The organism is Nitrosopumilus sp. (genome assembly GCF_025699125.1).
GTDB lineage: Archaea > Thermoproteota > Nitrososphaeria > Nitrososphaerales > Nitrosopumilaceae > Nitrosopumilus.
Map to the genome: position 1 here is coordinate 237,987 of NZ_JAILWC010000002.1, position 17,792 is coordinate 255,778.

20 protein-coding genes and 1 tRNA gene are annotated in these 17,792 nt (G+C 32.2%); 11 read left to right on the forward strand and 10 right to left on the reverse strand.

Annotated elements, in window-relative coordinates:
• Positions 1 to 21: 21 nt before the first annotated feature.
• Genes npdG through K5783_RS06855 form a run of 3 tightly spaced genes read left to right on the forward strand, consistent with a single transcriptional unit; the run spans position 22 to position 1,327 of the window.
• Complete coding sequence (gene npdG, locus K5783_RS06845) at positions 22 to 693, forward strand: NADPH-dependent F420 reductase (protein WP_297473255.1); 672 nt, start codon at positions 22 to 24, stop codon at positions 691 to 693.
• A gap of 18 nt (positions 694 to 711) precedes the next feature.
• Positions 712 to 945, forward strand: a complete 234-nt coding sequence (locus K5783_RS06850) for a hypothetical protein (protein ID WP_278974946.1) — start codon at positions 712 to 714, stop codon at positions 943 to 945.
• Positions 929 to 1,327: a pyridoxamine 5'-phosphate oxidase family protein gene (locus K5783_RS06855; protein WP_297473259.1), complete on the forward strand. Its 399-nt coding sequence runs from the start codon at positions 929 to 931 to the stop codon at positions 1,325 to 1,327. Before K5783_RS06850 ends, K5783_RS06855 begins: the two co-directional genes overlap by 17 nt.
• On the opposite strand, the gene K5783_RS06860 is transcribed toward K5783_RS06855, so the two are convergent.
• Positions 1,321 to 2,496, reverse strand: a complete 1,176-nt coding sequence (locus K5783_RS06860) for an aminotransferase class I/II-fold pyridoxal phosphate-dependent enzyme (protein WP_297473260.1) — start codon at positions 2,494 to 2,496, stop codon at positions 1,321 to 1,323. The two genes, K5783_RS06855 and K5783_RS06860, sit on opposite strands and share 7 nt — an antisense overlap.
• Before the next feature lie 44 nt (positions 2,497 to 2,540).
• Between K5783_RS06860 and K5783_RS06865 the strand changes: the two genes are divergently transcribed.
• A tRNA-Arg gene (locus tag K5783_RS06865) sits at positions 2,541 to 2,615 on the forward strand.
• A gap of 42 nt (positions 2,616 to 2,657) precedes the next feature.
• Positions 2,658 to 3,146 (forward strand): hypothetical protein, encoded by a 489-nt coding sequence (locus K5783_RS06870; protein WP_297473262.1) that lies wholly within the window; start codon positions 2,658 to 2,660, stop codon positions 3,144 to 3,146.
• Here K5783_RS06870 and K5783_RS06875 read toward each other — a convergent pair.
• Positions 3,110 to 3,703 carry a hypothetical protein gene (locus tag K5783_RS06875; RefSeq protein ID WP_297473264.1) on the reverse strand — a complete coding sequence of 198 codons (594 nt, stop codon included), beginning with the start codon at positions 3,701 to 3,703 and terminating at the stop codon, positions 3,110 to 3,112. The two genes, K5783_RS06870 and K5783_RS06875, sit on opposite strands and share 37 nt — an antisense overlap.
• A 113-nt stretch (positions 3,704 to 3,816) precedes the next feature.
• Here K5783_RS06875 and K5783_RS06880 point away from each other — a divergent pair, with 113 nt between their 5' ends.
• Complete coding sequence (locus K5783_RS06880) at positions 3,817 to 4,056, forward strand: hypothetical protein (RefSeq protein WP_297473265.1); 240 nt, start codon at positions 3,817 to 3,819, stop codon at positions 4,054 to 4,056.
• Between the two features lie 164 nt (positions 4,057 to 4,220).
• Positions 4,221 to 4,868 (forward strand): SDR family oxidoreductase, encoded by a 648-nt coding sequence (locus tag K5783_RS06885; protein ID WP_297473266.1) that lies wholly within the window; start codon positions 4,221 to 4,223, stop codon positions 4,866 to 4,868.
• Positions 4,869 to 4,870: 2 nt separating this feature from the next.
• Here the strand turns inward: K5783_RS06885 and K5783_RS06890 are convergent, their stop codons facing one another.
• Both K5783_RS06890 and mtnA read right to left on the reverse strand, forming a co-directional pair.
• A complete protein-coding gene (locus K5783_RS06890) occupies positions 4,871 to 5,509 on the reverse strand; it encodes a PqqD family peptide modification chaperone (RefSeq protein ID WP_297473268.1) in 639 nt (212 codons plus the stop codon).
• Positions 5,510 to 5,548: 39 nt separating this feature from the next.
• Positions 5,549 to 6,604: an S-methyl-5-thioribose-1-phosphate isomerase gene (mtnA, locus tag K5783_RS06895; RefSeq protein WP_297473269.1), complete on the reverse strand. Its 1,056-nt coding sequence runs from the start codon at positions 6,602 to 6,604 to the stop codon at positions 5,549 to 5,551.
• Between the two features lie 410 nt (positions 6,605 to 7,014).
• Here mtnA and K5783_RS06900 point away from each other — a divergent pair, with 410 nt between their 5' ends.
• The gene (locus K5783_RS06900; RefSeq protein ID WP_297473270.1) at positions 7,015 to 8,007 is read left to right on the forward strand and encodes an SIS domain-containing protein; all 993 of its coding nucleotides are present in this window, start codon (positions 7,015 to 7,017) and stop codon (positions 8,005 to 8,007) included.
• A 306-nt stretch (positions 8,008 to 8,313) separates the two neighbouring features.
• Here K5783_RS06900 and K5783_RS06905 read toward each other — a convergent pair whose 3' ends face one another.
• Positions 8,314 to 9,189 carry a glycosyltransferase family 2 protein gene (locus K5783_RS06905; protein ID WP_297473272.1) on the reverse strand — a complete coding sequence of 292 codons (876 nt, stop codon included), beginning with the start codon at positions 9,187 to 9,189 and terminating at the stop codon, positions 8,314 to 8,316.
• 89 nt (positions 9,190 to 9,278) lie between these two features.
• On the opposite strand from K5783_RS06905, the gene K5783_RS06910 reads away from it, so the two are divergent.
• Complete coding sequence (locus tag K5783_RS06910) at positions 9,279 to 10,103, forward strand: DUF3473 domain-containing protein (protein ID WP_297473273.1); 825 nt, start codon at positions 9,279 to 9,281, stop codon at positions 10,101 to 10,103.
• A 78-nt stretch (positions 10,104 to 10,181) separates the two neighbouring features.
• Here K5783_RS06910 and K5783_RS06915 read toward each other — a convergent pair whose 3' ends face one another.
• The 4 genes from K5783_RS06915 to K5783_RS06930 are packed head-to-tail and all read right to left on the reverse strand — an operon-like array spanning position 10,182 to position 14,101.
• Complete coding sequence (locus K5783_RS06915; RefSeq protein WP_297473274.1) at positions 10,182 to 11,054, reverse strand: NAD(P)-dependent oxidoreductase; 873 nt, start codon at positions 11,052 to 11,054, stop codon at positions 10,182 to 10,184.
• 1 nt (position 11,055) lies between these two features.
• Positions 11,056 to 12,198: a UDP-N-acetylglucosamine 2-epimerase gene (gene neuC, locus K5783_RS06920; RefSeq protein WP_278974966.1), complete on the reverse strand. Its 1,143-nt coding sequence runs from the start codon at positions 12,196 to 12,198 to the stop codon at positions 11,056 to 11,058.
• Positions 12,195 to 13,256: an N-acetylneuraminate synthase family protein gene (locus tag K5783_RS06925; protein WP_297473276.1), complete on the reverse strand. Its 1,062-nt coding sequence runs from the start codon at positions 13,254 to 13,256 to the stop codon at positions 12,195 to 12,197. The genes neuC and K5783_RS06925 overlap by 4 nt, the downstream gene beginning before the upstream one ends.
• Positions 13,232 to 14,101 (reverse strand): SDR family NAD(P)-dependent oxidoreductase, encoded by an 870-nt coding sequence (locus K5783_RS06930; protein WP_297473277.1) that lies wholly within the window; start codon positions 14,099 to 14,101, stop codon positions 13,232 to 13,234. Before K5783_RS06930 ends, K5783_RS06925 begins: the two co-directional genes overlap by 25 nt.
• Before the next feature lie 151 nt (positions 14,102 to 14,252).
• Between K5783_RS06930 and K5783_RS06935 the strand changes: the two genes are divergently transcribed.
• Both K5783_RS06935 and K5783_RS06940 read left to right on the forward strand, forming a co-directional pair.
• A complete protein-coding gene (locus tag K5783_RS06935) occupies positions 14,253 to 15,182 on the forward strand; it encodes a methyltransferase domain-containing protein (RefSeq protein ID WP_297473279.1) in 930 nt (309 codons plus the stop codon).
• 70 nt (positions 15,183 to 15,252) lie between these two features.
• Positions 15,253 to 17,088 (forward strand): MBL fold metallo-hydrolase, encoded by a 1,836-nt coding sequence (locus tag K5783_RS06940; RefSeq protein ID WP_297473280.1) that lies wholly within the window; start codon positions 15,253 to 15,255, stop codon positions 17,086 to 17,088.
• Here the strand turns inward: K5783_RS06940 and K5783_RS06945 are convergent.
• On the reverse strand, positions 17,085 to 17,786 hold the full coding sequence (locus K5783_RS06945) for an acylneuraminate cytidylyltransferase family protein (protein WP_278974974.1): 702 nt from the start codon (positions 17,784 to 17,786) through the stop codon (positions 17,085 to 17,087). The two genes, K5783_RS06940 and K5783_RS06945, sit on opposite strands and share 4 nt — an antisense overlap.
• Positions 17,787 to 17,792: the final 6 nt, after the last annotated feature.

The window sequence follows — 17,792 nt, forward strand, 5'->3', positions numbered from 1 at the left end:
AAGATTATCAGACGAATAATAATGAAGGTGGGAATTATTGGCGGTACTGGTGGCATGGGCAAAGGTTTTGCTCTGAGATGGTCACAAAATCATGATGTCATAGTTGGCTCTAGAGATGCTGCACGAGCGGCAGAATCAGCAATTGAATATACAAATCTTGCAAAAGAAGCATTTGGCGAAATTAAGGGATCAATTTCTGGAGGTGACAATGTCACTGTTGCAAAAGAAAGTGATGTTTTGATTTTATCAATTCCATATGAGAATATTGATTCAGTGTGTTCTAGGATTTTACCTGAAATAAAAGACAGTTGTGTTGTGGTATCTCCAATTGTTCCAATGACAAAGACTGATGTTGGATTTGAGTGTGTTTCAATTAAGGAGAATAAGCCATTTTCATACAAACTTGTGTTAAATCATATGAAAGACAAATCAAAACTAGTTTCTGCATTTCATGTCATATCTGAGAAGAAACTAATCAATCCCACACTGGAACTAGATTACGATATATTTGTCTGCGGAGATGATGATGAATCAGTCAAAGTTGTCAATACTTTGATTGATGAAATCAAAGGATTGAGATCAATTTACTTGGGACCAATTGAACTATCATATCTTGCAGAAATGTCAACACCATTACTGCTTAATGCAATGATTAGAAACAAGATAAAGAATCCCGGAATCAAAATCATCTAAGCCTGATTTTCATTAATCATGAGTTACGAATACTATAGACGCGGTAGAAATTGGTTTACTGCAATCGGGGTACTGTTTTGTGTGATGGGTGGAATTGTTCTGATTCAGCAGTTGTTAATTTGGGGCCCGGAATTTGTTGAAGAGTTTCTGATAAATTCTGATTTTACCAACGAAAAAGTATCTGCTGCAATGATTGCCTTTGGGATTTTTATGATAGTATTGGGATTTAGAAAGCATGAGCAAAAGAGATGAATTTCTAAAATCTCAGAAAATATTACGACTGTCAACTATTGGCAAAAAAACTCCTCATATCGTTCCCGTCTGGTACAGGTACAGTGGAAAAAAATTCTACATTGGAACAAACACTAAAACTGAAAAAGCAAGGAATGTAAAAAGAAACAAGCACGTTGCATTTTGTGTGGATGTGGGAATAAAGTCACCTGACATTTATGGTATTATGGGACAGGGAGAAGCTAGTCTGATTTTGGAAAAGACCAAGGTGAAATTAATTGCAAAGAAAATTCTCTTACGATACTTTGATGATATGGAAAATAAATCTGCAAAAGAATTGCTAGATGATACTGATTGTATCATAGAAATAGTTCCAAGAAAAATTTCAGTTTGGAGTTACTGACTAACAAAGTCTTGAATTTTGTTCATTGCAGAATCCAGAATCGCAAGACTTGGAAGATATACCAGTCTGAAATGTCCACTGCCATATTGTTCTCCAAATCCTGAACCGTGGACTGTTAGCACACCTTTAGTTTCAAGTAACTTTGTTACAAATTCTTTGTCAGTTCCAAATCTGTTGTCTTCAATTTTTGGAAATGCATAAAATGCACCCTTGGGATTGGGACAAGAAAGTCCTGGCATTTCATTTAGGCGCTTTACTACCAAGTCTCTTCTTTTTTTGATTTCAGATACAAACTCGCTAATGTAATTTTGAGGACCGCGAAGCGATTCCAAAGCTGCATGTTGCACTGGAAGGCTGGTTGCAATTCTTACTCTGGCTAATTTTGGCAAATGCTCTCGAAGATTATCCAGTTGAGATGATTGGTTAAATGCAATGTATCCAATTCTCCATCCAGACATTAGATGTACTTTGGAGAAACCATTAAGAACAATTACAGGTGAGTCTCCTGCTACTTTGCCAATTCCAACAAATTCATCATCAAAAATTATTTGATCATAAATTTCGTCGCAGATGATATAGAGATTGTTTTGGTTTGCAATGTTTACTAGTTCTTTGAGGGATTTTTCGTTGAATACCACACCTGTCGGATTGTTTGGACTGATTAAACAAATAGCTACTGTCTTTGAGGTAATTTTGGATTTGATATCTTCAATGTCAGGGGTAGAGTTTTCCAAGTCTACTGCAAACTCTATTGGAACTCCGCCATGCAATCTCACATAGGATGCATATGGAGGATAATACGGTCCAGGTAACAGCACTTCGTCACCTTCTTCGACAATTGATGATATCACCATGTCCAGTCCTTCAGAGACACCGTTAGTGATTAGAATTTCATCAGCGGATATGGATAGTCCTTTGGCATTTTCTTTTTTTGCTATCTCTTCTCTTAGTTCCAAGAGACCTTCAGATGTTGAATAATAATTTTCACCTCTGTTAATTGCGTCAATTAGAGCTTGTTTTACATTGTCAGGTGGCTGAAAGCCAAACTGCACAGGATCACCAATGTTCAGATAATCAACATTCATTCCTTTTTGTTGTACTTTGCGTGCAGCAACTACAATGTCTCTAATTGCATATTCCACTCCTACAACTTTTTTTGATACCTTCAAAGTATCTAGACAGATATTTAGGCCTGTTAAAATCTTACTTGTTTGGACTCGTTGCACAGTCTGGATAGTGCGAGCGGCTTCGAACCGCTAGGTCGAGGGATCGAAGCCCTCCGAGCCCTTTAGATTATCTTATAAAGTAAATTAATTGTAATTATGATGAAATGAAATTATCACTGTTCAAACTGGGATTGAGTTTAGTGATAATAGGAATGATTTGGTGTTCGTTTATTTTTGCAGAATCTGAGAAAACTAGTGATTCAATAATTCTAAAGCAGTCAAACTCTTTTGAATTAAAATCAGAGTTTATGGGAGAAGATATTGGATTTTACAAATTATTCATGCCAGAATTTTCAGGCGAAGAGATTTTTGTGCAAATATTAGATTCTCAAGACAATGTAATTCAAGAGGAAAAAATTCAGACAAAAATGTCAGTTGGGTATTTTGACTTTGAAGACGGCACATTTACAATCAAAGTGACAAATATCTCAAAAAATCCAGTTGATTTACAAATAGAATTTGGAGATACAAACTCTCATGATATGGTTCCTGCAGGTATTCTGGTTCTTGCAGGAGCTGTTGCAATGATAATAATATCATATTTTAAAATTCAAAACTACAAGATTGAGCATCCAGAGGAGAATATCTCATAGACTTGAATGCATTGAATTGTATGCCCAAAGATTAGTACCAGATTAAAGATCAGCCAAGTTGTAAAAAACAAAAATGTAACTATTGAGAATGGAAGTAATAGTTTGAGCTTTGTGTGTTCTCTGTTTTTTAGGATTAGCACTCCGCCTAATGATGCAAGAACTAGACCCAGTTCCAGAGGCTGGTGAGACCAAGAGATCAAACCGTCAATACCAAAGAGATCATGAGATATTGAATCTCCAAATCCTGCAATTATTTGAACTATGGATCCTGCAATAACTAATTTAATTCCGGTTTTAAGAGATCCACGAACTGATTTCCTTAGAATCAACATGCTGCCCATGATTGCAGCACACGCAGTCATTGAGACTCCAGTGTATACTACCATGTGAGAAGGGCTCCAGAAAAACTCTGGCTCTTTTTGCAGATGGGATATCGCATCCCAGAATCCTGCTGAAACTACTACGACAGGACCAATCACTGCAAGAATTGAAACTAGAGAAACCAGGGTGCTGGATTTTGTAAGAGTGGAATTTGATAATCTTTGAATTAGTTTCATTGCTGTTACAATGTAATTGGGTTATTTGTAATATTGTAAGAATATTAGAAAAATTCGACATTATGGGTAATTTTGTGAATTAACTATATTAGATGATAAAATCAAGTGACTTTATGAGTCCTGGAATAGGATTAATGAAAAGGAGATTGGAAAAGGAAAAGGATGCCATAGCTTTGGCAGTATCGGGCGTTGCAAAAAAATATGATGTAAAGCCTGATGACATCCAAACTTTGGAGACAAAATATCATGATGACGCAGGGGATTGGTATGTTGCTTTGGGATGGGATGAGAAAAAGGCTGTTATCCAGATGGATTCTGTATTAGGTACAATTACAGAAATTAAGGAAATCTAAAAAATTCTCATTAATCTGGTTTTTAATTTTCATCTAGCTCAGGTCATGATCCGTGCTAGTTATTTTATATTCATATGTGTCGCCAGTGAAACTAGATTCAGAAAGATTGAAAAAACTCTAGAATCACAAGAGACTTAATTATCTTAAATAATTTTAAAAATAACATGACCAGTGCGATTGTTCTTGGCGGCTCCAGGGGAATAGGAAAGGCAATTGCCGAATCACTAAAATCAATAGATATTGACGTGTTTGCAGCCTCTAAAAACGACATAGATACATCAAATTTGGATAGCGTTAGGAAATTTTTAGACAGTCATGGTACAACGGACATTCTGGTATTGAACACTGGCGGTCCCGCACCAAAACCGTTCCACACCATTACAGAAGATGACTGGAAATTATATCACAATCAGTTGTTTTTGGGATTTTGTACTATTCTACAAAATATTAAGATTAATGATAATGGATATATCTTTTTGATCAGTTCAAGTGTAATCAAGGAACCTAACATGAAATTGATAATCTCTTCGGCTTATCGTGCTGCATTCAGCGAGGTTTTCAAAGTATTAAGCAAAGAATACGCTCAAAGAAACATCAGTTGTGTAAATATTGCTCCAGGGCCAATTAATACGGATAGAACTCGAGAGTTAATTGAAAATATAGAGGAATACAAAAAATCATTACCCATGAGAAGACTAGGAGAGCCTGAAGAGATTGGAAATTTTGTCAAATCAATTATTGAAAACAAGATAAAGTATCTGTCAGGTGTAACAATTAATTTTGATGGTGCAAATTCAAACTATATTTACTAGAATTATTTTTTAAATTCAACATTTGGTGCGTCTGGTTGTCCTGCAATTGCAATCAATCCGCCTTCTCGTAATTGTTGCAATAACTGCATGACTTCTTTTTCTACCTGGTTTCTCTGCAGTCCTGTCTGCTGTGCAAACACCTCAACTAGTTCTGTGACTTTGCGTTGTCCATTACATGATTTCCAAAAGTCAACTATTGCCTGATTCACCATGAATCCCTGATCATGCTCGTTGGCCAACACCATGGAGCCGTCTTCTTGTTGTACTAGTTTTCCAACTCCTTGAGGCAATGCAGTTTCATAATTAATTGGTGCAGGAGTATTCATTGCAGCGCCCATGTTTTTTAATTTCATTTTTCCCTCATCAGTCATTTTATCCATTGACCATGCAGGCTCCCATACGATGTCAATTTTGACATTGTTCACTCCAGGAACTTTTTTTGCGTATCTTGTTGCATCCTGAACTAGAGTCTCATGTAAAGGACAACCCTGAGTGGTCATTGTCATTTTTATGTTGACGTCATTATTCTCTGCAACATCAATTCCATAGATTAATCCCATCTCTACTATATTGAGAGGAACTTCTGGATCCATGCATTGTTTTAGAGACTCTTCAATGGCTTGTGGAGAAACGGTGCTCATATTGTATATGGGACTTTGAAAAACAATAAAAACTTTCTATTAATTAGCTTGAAATAATTTTGGGATTGATTCTTCATATGGTGCTCTGGCAACGCCTTTTTCAGTGATAATTCCTGAAATTAGTTCAGGCGGAGTCATGTCAAATGCCGGATTTATGACATTGATGTCATCAGGTGCTGTCTTTTTATCGCCAATTCCAGTAACTTCGTTTCCTTTGCGCATCTCAATAATTACATCTTCTGCTTTGGTTTCCAAGTCAATTGTGGATAATGGTGCTGCAACGTAGAACGGGATTCCGTGCTGTTTGGCCATTGTTGCTACCTGATATGTTCCGATTTTGTTAAAGACATGACCAGTCTTTACAATTCTGTCAGCTCCGACTACTACTTTGTTTACCAATCCGTTTGCCATGGAATAGCCTACTGCTGTATCTGGAATCAAACTTACATCAAATCCATCATGCTTTAGTTCAAATGCTGTCAGTCTTGATCCTTGTTGGATTGGTCTAGTCTCAGTTGCTATTACTTTGATATTCTTTCCGCTCTCTCTGGTTGCTCTAATTACACCTAGTGCAGTGCCGTATGCAACAGTAGCTAGAGCACCTGCATTGCAGTGAGTCATAATTGTATCATTATCATCAAATAAAATGGATCCGTTTTTTCCCATGGCTTTGTTAATCTCAATGTCTTCTTCTGCCATTTTTTTTGCAGTTTCAATTACTAGTTCTTTAATTTGCTCAACTGTCTCTCCAGTCTTTGCAATCTTCATGATTTTTTCCAATCCCCATCCCAAGTTTACTGCAGTAGGTCTAGTTGCAAAAAGAATTTTTCTTGCGTTTTCTAAATCAGATAAAAGATCATCTTTAGTTGTTGCTTTACTTTGCAATACTGCTAGTGCCAATCCAAATGCACCAGACACACCAATTGCAGGGGCACCTCTAACCACTAGAGTTTTGATAGCATCTGCGACTTGATTAAAATCATCAAATTCCACAAAGATTAGTTGATTTGGCAGTTTTGTCTGGTCAATCATTACTACTTTGTTATTTTTCCATTCTACCGTTCGTAAGGAAGAATCAACTACAGTATTATCCATTATTCATAGCAAAATCAGGCTTTTTAAAAATCAATTGGAAAAATATACGTGATTGATTAGATCATGATAGATTTGAGATTAGCAAAGAACAAATCTTTTCTAATTAGTGATTAATTTCTTTGATTCATACATGTATTACCAGTGGAACTAATTAGAAAAAAGATCTCAGAAATGGAAAAAAGATTGAAAGAAAAAACTCTATTTTCAGAAAAGATACATCTGATTCTACACTCAAAAATCATTGGGAGAGCAAAAGTAGACAGGCTCAAAAAATATTATAAACTGATGAAATCACTAGGCAGACACAACTTTACAAACATGCATTTTGGACTTCTCAAGGACTTTTAGATTTACAAATTGTTATATTGTTTTAGCAGATTTTGAATCATATATTGCTAGACATTGCAACAATGGACAAAGTAGACACTCAGGGAATGTACAAAATCTATGATTCATGGCCAGAGATTGCACGTGAATCATACGAGGCCTATCACGAACTTGTAGATTTTCACGATATAGATCACATTGTTTTTGCTGGAATGGGAGGTTCTGGTGCTATTGGAGACTTGTTTGCTTCAATACTATCCAAAAGCGATATTCATGTGTCGCTTATCAAAGGATATCTCTTGCCAAAGACGGCTGATAAAAAAACTCTAGTAGTTACAACAAGTGTGTCTGGAAATACATCTGAGACTCTGACAGTACTTGATTCTGCTGCAAAACTGGATTGTAAATTAATTGCATTTTCGTCTGGAGGCAAAATGGAAGACAAGTGTAAAAAAAACCAAATAATATTTAGAAAAATTCCGCTTGTTCATTCACCAAGAACATCTTTTGTCAGTTTTACTTATTCGATTCTAAAGACATTAAATTCAGTTCTTCCAATTAAGAAAAACGATATTGTAGAATCATTAGACGAACTTGACATTATGAAAAAACAAATCTTCTCTCATAACTTATCAGATTCAAATCCTGCAATCAATTTAGCTAGTTGGATATCTGGAATTCCCATTATTTATTATCCTCACGGATTGCAATCAACTGCAACAAGATTCAAATCATCTTTACAAGAAAATGCAAAGACTCATGCAATCATTGAGGATGTCATAGAGGCTTGTCATAACGGAATAGTATCATGGGAGAAACCATCTGTAGTGCAGCCTGTTTTATTGCAAGGAAAAGACGATTACATAAAAACAAAGGAAAGATTTGACATAATCAAAGAATTCTTTACGAAAAGAGATATTGATTTTAAGGAGATTCACTCTGTTTCAGGAAACATTTTGACAAAAACGATTTCTCTTATCTATATGCTTGACTATGCAACAATTTACAAGGCAGTTTTGTCAAAAACAGATCCTTCTCCTGTTTTACCCATAGATTACATAAAAAGCAGAATTTGAAATATTTGGTAAGAAATGCTATTTGATAGTTAAAATTAATAGAAAATCTAAATATATTTTTCAGATTTTTACATTAAATGTTAATACATTTCAGATGGTTGTCTTTTTGGAAATTTTACAATTTTGATTTTTGCTTTTAACAATTTAATTAATGACATGCTATAACAATACACAGATTAGTTTTAAAGGTATCAAAAAACGGTCCTATAGGTTATATTTATGGATGAAAAATTGAGGGCAATTTTTAATCTATTTTCTAATATGAGAATTAGTTCATATCAATTATGATCATATCGAAATAAAATGTTACGTTTTTCGAGTAGCAGATATGCTATACAAAACAACAGACATCAATAGTAAAATTAAACCAATTATTAGAGAACTCATTGCAGTTAATATAGATGGCAGTGAAAAATTTCCAGTTTCATTAAAATTTGATATAGCATACGTTGCAAATCCCAATCCCACGATCAACAAAATCATTCCCGGAATTCCAAGATATTTTAAGGGATGATGTATTGCAATTAATTCAAGTAAAGAAGCAATTACACTCATTGAATGAGAGACAGGATCTTTAGTAGAAGTTTTTTCTCCAGTGTTATAAAGTACAGTTACTTTTTTTTCGGTAATTTTTAATCCTTTGTTGACTGCATCTACTAAAATTTCAGAATCAACTCCAAATCCGTTTGTTGAAAAACTAATAGACTGAATTGCTTTTTTTGAATAAGAGCGAAAACCGCTTTGTGTATCTGAGAATGGAAGTTCAGCTGCCAATTTTGTAATTGTATCTAGCATTTTATTTCCAGCTTTTCTGTAAGAAGGCATTTCTTTATCATCTGAAAATCTATTACCAATTACTATATCAAAATTATTTTCTAAAATAGGTTCAATTAAGTTTGGAATTTGTTCAGGTAAAAATTGGCCATCTCCATCTATAGTGACTACAACATCAGCATCAATGTCCTTTGCATATCTAAAAAGAGATTTCATAGCATGTCCTTTTCCCATATTTTTTTCGTGTTTTAGTACAATCGCACCTGCATTCTTAGCTTGCTCAGAAGTTAAATCAGTAGAACCGTCATCACATACAACAACTCTATCTGCATAGTTCAGCGATTTTTTTATTACATCGACAATTGGTTTTTCTTCATTAAACGCAGGAATACATACCAATTTCAACATATCAAAAATAAAATAACTATTTGTAGTATATCTACATTGTTTTTAAAATAGAATAATGAGTTATTAGCTAGAAAAAAGAATCTAAAAACATGCCTGTAACAAACATAATGTCAGTTGATTTAGAAGACTATTACTGTGACTTACCATTTTCAGAATGGTCAAAATATGAAAGCAGAGTTATCAAAAACACTGAAAGAATTCTAGATTTGTTTGAAAAATATGATGTCAAAGCTACATTTTTTGTGCTAGGTTATATTGCTGAAAAGTTTCCAGAGTTGATAAAAAAAATTTCAGATACGGGACATGAAATCGCAAGTCACAGTTATGCTCACATTGATTTAAGAAAAGTCAGTAAAAAGCAATTTGAGGATGACTTTTTTAAATCAATTAATGTTTTAGAAAAAATTACCGGCAAAAAAGTAGAGGGTTTTAGAGCACCGTTTTTTTCCATCAATAAAGACAATTATTGGGTTTTTGAAATCTTAAGCAAGAAGATTACTTATGATTCGAGTGTTTTCCCTGTTAAGACTCAACTGTATGGGATTCGTAACGCACCCAGATTCATCTATAGACCGTCATTAGAGAATATTGTTAATGAAGATAAGAACGGAAAACTTGTTGAGATTCCAATGGCAACACATAGAATTCCCATAATTGGAAACATTCCAATTGCAGGAGGATTTTATCTTAGGTTTTTTCCATATTGGTACATGAAGCTGGGAATTAAAAAACTGAACAAGCAAGGAAAGCCTGCAATGTTATACATACATCCAAAGGATTTAGATCCTTCAATGCCCAGAATTAAGGAATACAGTTGGTACTATTATTATAATTTGAAATCAGCGATTGGAAAATTTGAGAAATTATTGAATGATTTCAAATTTGGAACAGCAAAAGAAGTATTAGCAATTTAGAGTATTTTTTAATAGCAGTTATCCATTTGACTAAATTAAAAAACACATATTGAAAATCAGATTGGAGAATAATTTCAATTAGTCAGAATGATTAATTGTGTATTCTAAGCCAGTCTGAATATCAATTTTGGGGTTAAAGTTTAGGATTTTTTTTGCTTTTGTGTTATCAGCCCAAATACATTTTTCATCAGGTATTTCTGAACTGTATTTAACAGTAATTTTTGTTTTAGTGATTTGTTCAACTATTGAAATTAATTCTTTGATTGAATAACATTTTCCAGAAGAAATATTGAAAATATTAAATCCATCTAACTTATGATTAATTACATTTAAAATACAATCAATAGCATCATCAACGTAGAGCATGTCACGTTGTTGTTTTCCTTGATTATAACAAATTGGAATGATGGTTTTGTCCTTTGTAGAGTTTATAATTTTGCTTAGAAATCCATTATTTTTAGTTGGACCATAGATTCCTGCAAAACGTAAAACAGTAACATTAATTCCATGCATTTCTGAAAAATATTTGTACATTTGTTCAGTGAGTAATTTTATCATCCCATATGATGACTTTGGTTTTAATGGATCAGTTTCTTGTGAAGGTCTTTTCAAATTTTCTCCATATACATTAATGGAAGAAGCTAAAATTATTTGCTTTATTTTTTTGTCAATACAAGAATTTAGTAAGTTCAGACCTCCAAGTATGTTTGAATTAATATAATCAGATTCATTTGGAGTCAGTTGTCCCAACAAATTAACTATTGTTTCATTCTCACGTATTTTATTTAGAAAAGAATTTGTGTATAAAATATTTCCCTTGAATGTTTCAGCAGTAGTTTGTAAATTTGAATTATGAATCATCATTCTTACAGAATTATTTTTTTCGATTTTTTTAAGAAGTGATTTTCCAAGAAAACCAGCTCCACCAAATAATAATATATTTTGAGTCATATTAATAGAAAAGTTGTTTTTGTATAGGGATTTTTTTGATATCTAAGTTTTCTAGTAATTTCACAATTTTTTTTGCAGAATGACCTTCTCCATACAGACTTTTTGTTTTCTTACACTTTTCTAAAAATTGTTTATCATAAATTGCTTTTATTATTACTTTTTTAATTTTATTTTTATCATAATCTACATCTATGACACTTGATGATTGAAGTCTTTTAGATTGTCTACTGCCAATATCGATAGAGGGTACATGTAAAAAAGGGGCTTCCATTATTCCGCTGCTAGAGTTACCTACCAACACAGAAGAGTTTTTGAGTAAATTTATGTACTTTTCAAAGCTTAGTGTAGAATATTGTTTGATTTTAGAATGTTTGATGATTTGAGAAATTTGTTTTGATCCAGCATCTGCATTTCCATAAATTAAAATTGCTTGAACATTCAATTCTTTTACCGCATCCAATGTTTTTCTAAAATTTTTTTGGATTGAATCTAATTCCGTAGTAACTGTGTGCTGAAGAATCAATACTAGAGGCTTAGATAAATCAATATCAAATTCTTTTTCTAGTTCATGTTTAGGGATTTTTTTCACTGTTCTAATACTATCAAGAGAGGGATTTCCTACAACATGAACATATTTTGGATTTTCGCCCATTCTGATTATTCGTCTAGCAGCAGATGAATTGGTGACATAGTGAATATGCGCAAATCTTGTAGTAGCATGTCTGATAGGATCATCAATTGTACCACTAACTTCACCACCTTCAATATGAATTACAATTTTATTCATATGAGCTCCAATAATTGCAGATGCAAAGTTTGCACCTATATCAAATCCAGATAATATGATATCAGGATTTAATTTTTTAACAAGTTTAGATAATTCAATAATTGATTTTCCAAATGCAGATACCATTTCAAACCCAGTATCATCTTTTTTTCTAGAGTACATTTGAAACTTTGCAGTAATTTTAAAACCATCTTTTTTGATATCTTTCAAGGTGTTTCCATGCTCTTTTAACAAATGACTTCCTGTAACAATCAAAAAATAATCTAATTTTGAGGAATTTTCAATTTCTTTTATAACAGGCCTGAATTTGGAGTAATCTGCACGCCTCTCAGTAACAATTAAAATTTTTTTTTTCAATATGCATCCTTTTTTGATAATTGAACATTCTTTGGAATATTTCTTTTTGCTAATTTTCCTATGATTTTATAATAATCGCGTGATGGAATATCACCTGTTGCAGGTCGTTTAGTAGTAATATTTTTTTCTGAAAATTTTTCACCTATTGATATGTTTTTTAACGACACAACAGACTCTCTTGCAAATTTTAAAATAGGTTTTTCTTTTGAAAAAATTTTTTTTGAATTTCCTAATGCAAGTTTAACTGCTCTACAACCCTTAACTAATTCTGAAAATTCATTTGGTTCTAAGGATAGTTTTTGATCTGGTCCTGGTAAATTCTTGTTTAATGTAAAATGTTTTTCGATTAAACAAGCTCCTTTTGCAACAGCACCTAAAGCAGTATAAATTCCAGGAGAGTGATCTGAAAGACCAATAGGAATGTTGAATAATTTTTGAAATTTTTCAATAACACCTAGATTGACATCCTTATAATCTGAGGGATAAATTGAGGTAGTTTGTAATAAAATAATTGGGATATGTCGTTTTTTAAAAAAGGAAACACTTTCTTTAATTTCCTTTAGTTCAGACATTCCTGAGGATAAAATAACCGGTTTTTTAGTATCAGCTATTCTTTTTAATAAAGGAAAATTTGTCAATTCTCCTGAACCAATTTTATATGCAGGTACATTGATTTTTTCTAACCGATCAACAGCTTCTACGGAAAACGGAGTAGAAAGAAATAGAATCTTTTTTTTCTTACAATATTGTTGAATTTTTGCTTCTTCTTTTTCTGAAAGTTCACTATTTTTGATGATATTCCATAAGGTTTTTTTTGAGATATTCCCAGGTTTGATATTAGATTTTATCATTTCTTTGTCCGTGATATGTGTTTGAAATTTAATACAATCAGCACCAGTCATTTTTGCAGAATCAATCATTTTTTTTGCTAGTTTGAATGATCCATTATGATTTATTCCAGCTTCTGCTATTACAAAAATGGAATTTTTATCCCCAATCAAATAATTACCGATTTTAATTTGTTTCAATTCAATTAATGATAGTTTTGAATTATCCACATATCATCTTTTTCTTGTGAAATCTTTTTTTCATCATCAGTGATCAGAATCTCTTGTAGTTTTTCACCCTGTCTAAGACCTATTACTTTGTAATTTTTAGAAATTTTTAGTGCTAAATCTTTAATATTAAATAAGTTCATTTTTGGGACAAAAATTTCTCCACGATTAACTTTTGTTATGCATTTAAAAATAAATTCTACAGCTTCTTCCATGTGAAAAAAATATCGATTCATTTTAGGATCAGTGATTGTTAAAGATTGATTATTCTCAACCTGTTCTTTCCAAACTTCAAAAACATTTCCTCGTGTTTCAATAATATTTCCTAAACGAACTGTAGCAAATTTTGTAGTGAGGATGTGAGGTCCAGCCCAGTTTGTCAAACGTTCTCCTAATTGTTTTGTATTTCCATATAGTGTTGAAGACTCAGCAACCTTATCGGTGCTTATGTTGATAAATATTTTGGGTTTGTTTTTTATAACAGATTTGATCATATTGATAGTTCCATTAACATTGACATCAATGGTATCAATAGGATTGTATTCAGTGATTTCAATATTTTTTAGCGCTGCAGTATGAATTACAACATCTACACCAAATCCTGCTAATTCAATTCTGTCTTTATCAAGAATTGTTCCCAATAGGAATCTTACTCTAGGATCAGTTAAAGAACGCTTTAGTTTGAATAATGCATGCTCATTATTGTCAAAAACCCGAATTGATTTTACAGGATAATTTAGTAATTCTTTGGCTATTGCAGAACCCAGACTCCCAGCACCACCAGTAATCAAAACTACCTTATTTTTGAGTAATTTTGAAAGTTGTGTTTTATTTACAGTTTTTTTCATTTTTTAACCTCTAATCTTTATTTAGAATATAATGATATTTTTATACATTCAACAAATAAGTCATTCTTTTCTGTTCAATTTCACCATGAAAAATTATTTTCCATCAATACCAAATCAAAATTTTTATACTCTGTCAAGCAGGATTTGATGCTTGACAGATTCATTGGAATTAAAATTGAGAAATTTTTTAAATCTGTATTGGTTGCGGCCTGAAAATGGGTTAATTACTCCATTTAAGAGTAAAGCATTTGAAAATCTTAAGTTTGAATCACCTTCATTAGATCTTAGTTGTGGAGATGGTTTGTTTATGGCGATCCATCTAGGAGCTATTTTTGAGAATGATTTTGATTATTTTAAATCAACAAAAGCAAAAGATTTCAGCCATGATAAAATGGTAGATATTTTTGATGATTTTAATGAAAATTATAATGTGGAATTTGTCAAGAGGCCTAAAATAAAAATAGATTATGGTTCAGATTGGAAACAAGCATTATTAGATAAAGCTGAAAAACTGGATTTGTATAAGAAATTAGTCTTGCACGACAATAATCAATTGCCATTACCTTTTGAAGATAATTACTTTAAGACAATTTACAGTAATTCTGTGTATTGGGTCAAACAACCTGAAAAATTAGTTTCAGATATTTATAGAATAACTAGCCCTGGTGGGATGTGTTCATTAGAGGTATTAACTCCGCATCGTTATGAAATTTTATATCAATTAGAAAAAGTTCTTTCTCCCACTGCAATTTCAATATTAGATAGAAAGCGTAGGGAAAATACGCCGGGATTAAAGGAATTATCAGAATGGAAAGAGATTATGCAGAATGCAGGTTTTGAGATTGTTGAGATAAAATCTGTATATCCACATAAAATTTTAATGGACATATGGAATATTGGATTACGTCCAATATCACATTTACTTATTCAAATGTCAGATTCGTTAGAATCTGAAAAACGTCAAAAAATCAAACAAGAGTGGGTAGAAATTTTTTATGAGTTATTTAAGCCTCTGCTAACAATTGGTGAATCGTATTCTTTAGAAAATGCACCTTATCTATCTTTTCTTCTTAAAAAATAATCAACAATGAAATTAAAATTGGAATTTGACTCTAAGTTTATATAAATTTTTTAACGTAAAATAATAGTTCATGGAATATAAAATCGGAGATGCAAATATTCTTGAAAAATTACCTGTTGCAATTGAAATCGATGGAAGACCATATATTTTATCAAAGAAAGATAATTCTTTACCTATTTTATTTAGTGCGATATGTCCACATCAAAGCGGAATTGTTTCAGAATTAAAAAAAGAAGTGTTAAGATGTCCTAATCATGGATGGGAATATGATCCTTGTAATGGGAAAGCAACAAATGTTCCAGATAAATGTCTACAAACTTTTCAAGTAAAAATTGAAAATGATGAGCTTTATGTGAATTTACCTTTCAATAAAACAAACAAAAGAATATTTGATAATGGTCCAAAAATTCCTCCTAAAATTACCATTGTAGGAGCTGCAGGTTTATTATTTGAATGGAATGGATTCAATATTTTATCAGATCCTTGGATTGAGGGTCCATGTATGCTTGGAGGATGGACAAATTATCCACCACCAGGAATCAAAGTGGGAGACTTGCCTAAAATAGATGTTATTTGGATTTCTCATGAGCATTCTGACCATTATCATGAACCAACGCTTTCACAATTGGATAAAAACATTCCAGTTTATGTTACAAAATTTGATGATGGTAGATTAGCTAAACGTATACAAAAATTAGGATTCACAAATGTCATACAAATCAAGACAGGTGAACCAATTAAAATTACAAACGAAATTGAGTTGATTTCATTTAAATCTGGAAGTATATGGAATGATAGTATTTCATATTGGAAATTTGGAAATTTTACAATTCTAAATTGTAATGACGCAGGATTTAATTGGAAAATAAAAGATACAGTAGGTGAGGTAGACTTAGTTTGTCAACAATTTACAGGTCCTACTAGTAGTTATCCAGTAGCATGGAATCATTTAGACAATAAACAAAAAAATCAGATTTTGATTAGACAAAATAATGGAATGTTAAAAATGATGGAAAATGTCGCAGAAGTATGTAATGCAAAATACATATTGCCATTTGCAAATTTTTTTGAGCTTGGAAATCCTGAACATCTAAAATATATGAAAATTCAAAGAAAAAATTCGTTAGAAGCAGTTGTGAAATTTTTTAAAAATAAGAATGTCAAAGTATTAGATTTGATACCAGGTGAGTCTTGGGATGGAATTACTGGAAAAATGATTAGGCGTCCAGAACGTGAAAAATTCTTTAATGAAGAGTTTATGTTCAAATATTTACATGATACTTGTGAATTAGAGAGAGAATTTGGATATAAGCCAACAAAATTTGACATGACGCATGATGATATAAAAAAATATTTTGAACTATTTAGTGGTTCAAAATTAGCTAAAGATGTAGGAACATATTCAGTTTCATTTACAATTGAAAATGAAAAACCACTTCATGGATTAATTTCTTTTAAAGATGGAAATGTAAACTATGAATCTATTTTAGAACCTAAAGATGCAGATATGCAAATGTCATGCCCAGGAGGAATCGTACAAGAAGTAATAAAAAAGGATTTGTCATGGGATGAAGCATTTAATGGATTTTGGTGTACATTTTCTAGAAAACCAGACGTATACAATATTCACTTTTGGAAATTATTGTATGCACCTTGGAGAGCTAGGCCAGATTATGTTGAACAAAAGGATCTAGAATTTTCCAAAACAGTAACAGATATGTCAATAGCAGACATTATTGAAAAAGGTGGATTAACTGCAACAAAAATTTTTGAAAAATATGGATTATTCTGTACAGGATGTCAACCTGGAATGGGTGAAAGTGTTGAAGAGGGATGTAAATTACACGGTATTTCAGATAAAAAAACAAGAGAATTAGTTGATGAATTAAACTTATTAGAAATTTAAAATTCTTTAAACAATTTTTTTTGTATAATCATTTCAACTGTTTTAAATTCCAATTCAGTATCTATCATAATTCCAGTTTCTGGAGGAATTTCGTAAGGAAGGATTTTTGGCAAAATAATTTTTTTATATTTTAAAAATTTTTCGACATTAAAAGTATCCAATCCAGTCATTTGATAAATAGGAGGAGCTTCTTGCCTACTTCTAGGTCGATTTCCTTTAGTTTTGCTCAATTTTAGAAATCCATGTGAATTTAATTCAAACATATTAAAATAAGGATTAAAGTGTTGACGGTAAACTCCAAAAACTGCGTGTGGTTTTTTTTCCTCTAGTAATTTTATAGTATTTTCCATATCAATATTTCTAATGAATGGGGCGGTACAATCCCGTAAAACAAGTGTTTCAAAATCATATCCAAGCGAAAATAACTTTTTAATTCCATGGAACAAAACCGGTGCAAATCCAATTTGGCTTGTTGCTAAATGTTTAGGACGTGAGAATGGAACCTCTGCGCCAGATTTTTTTGCAATAGAAGCAATTTCTTTATCTTCAGTTGAAACAAAAACATGACTAAATAATTTTGATTTTAAGGCAGATTGTATAGTATATGCAATCAGAGGTTTACCTGCAATTTTTCGTATATTTTTTCTTGGAACACCTTTTGAGCCACCACGAGCGCCAATAAAGCAGATAGGTTTCATTTTTAT

Bases quoted from the DNA above. Each gene is read 5' to 3' on its own strand.
- K5783_RS06850 (WP_278974946.1), top strand. From the start codon at position 712: ATGAGTTACGAATACTATAGACGCGGTAGAAATTGGTTTACTGCAATC.
- K5783_RS06940 (WP_297473280.1), top strand. From the start codon at position 15,253: ATGGAATATAAAATCGGAGATGCAAATATTCTTGAAAAATTACCTGTT.
- K5783_RS06875 (WP_297473264.1), bottom strand. From the start codon at position 3,703: ATGAAACTAATTCAAAGATTATCAAATTCCACTCTTACAAAATCCAGC.
- K5783_RS06945 (WP_278974974.1), bottom strand. From the start codon at position 17,786: ATGAAACCTATCTGCTTTATTGGCGCTCGTGGTGGCTCAAAAGGTGTT.
- K5783_RS06900 (WP_297473270.1), top strand. From the start codon at position 7,015: ATGGACAAAGTAGACACTCAGGGAATGTACAAAATCTATGATTCATGG.
- K5783_RS06880 (WP_297473265.1), top strand. From the start codon at position 3,817: ATGAGTCCTGGAATAGGATTAATGAAAAGGAGATTGGAAAAGGAAAAG.
- K5783_RS06905 (WP_297473272.1), bottom strand. From the start codon at position 9,189: ATGTTGAAATTGGTATGTATTCCTGCGTTTAATGAAGAAAAACCAATT.
- K5783_RS06870 (WP_297473262.1), top strand. From the start codon at position 2,658: ATGAAATTATCACTGTTCAAACTGGGATTGAGTTTAGTGATAATAGGA.
- K5783_RS06930 (WP_297473277.1), bottom strand. From the start codon at position 14,101: ATGAAAAAAACTGTAAATAAAACACAACTTTCAAAATTACTCAAAAAT.
- K5783_RS06890 (WP_297473268.1), bottom strand. From the start codon at position 5,509: ATGAGCACCGTTTCTCCACAAGCCATTGAAGAGTCTCTAAAACAATGC.
- K5783_RS06885 (WP_297473266.1), top strand. From the start codon at position 4,221: ATGACCAGTGCGATTGTTCTTGGCGGCTCCAGGGGAATAGGAAAGGCA.
- K5783_RS06855 (WP_297473259.1), top strand. From the start codon at position 929: ATGAGCAAAAGAGATGAATTTCTAAAATCTCAGAAAATATTACGACTG.
- mtnA (WP_297473269.1), bottom strand. From the start codon at position 6,604: ATGGATAATACTGTAGTTGATTCTTCCTTACGAACGGTAGAATGGAAA.
- npdG (WP_297473255.1), top strand. From the start codon at position 22: ATGAAGGTGGGAATTATTGGCGGTACTGGTGGCATGGGCAAAGGTTTT.
- K5783_RS06910 (WP_297473273.1), top strand. From the start codon at position 9,279: ATGCCTGTAACAAACATAATGTCAGTTGATTTAGAAGACTATTACTGT.
- K5783_RS06915 (WP_297473274.1), bottom strand. From the start codon at position 11,054: ATGACTCAAAATATATTATTATTTGGTGGAGCTGGTTTTCTTGGAAAA.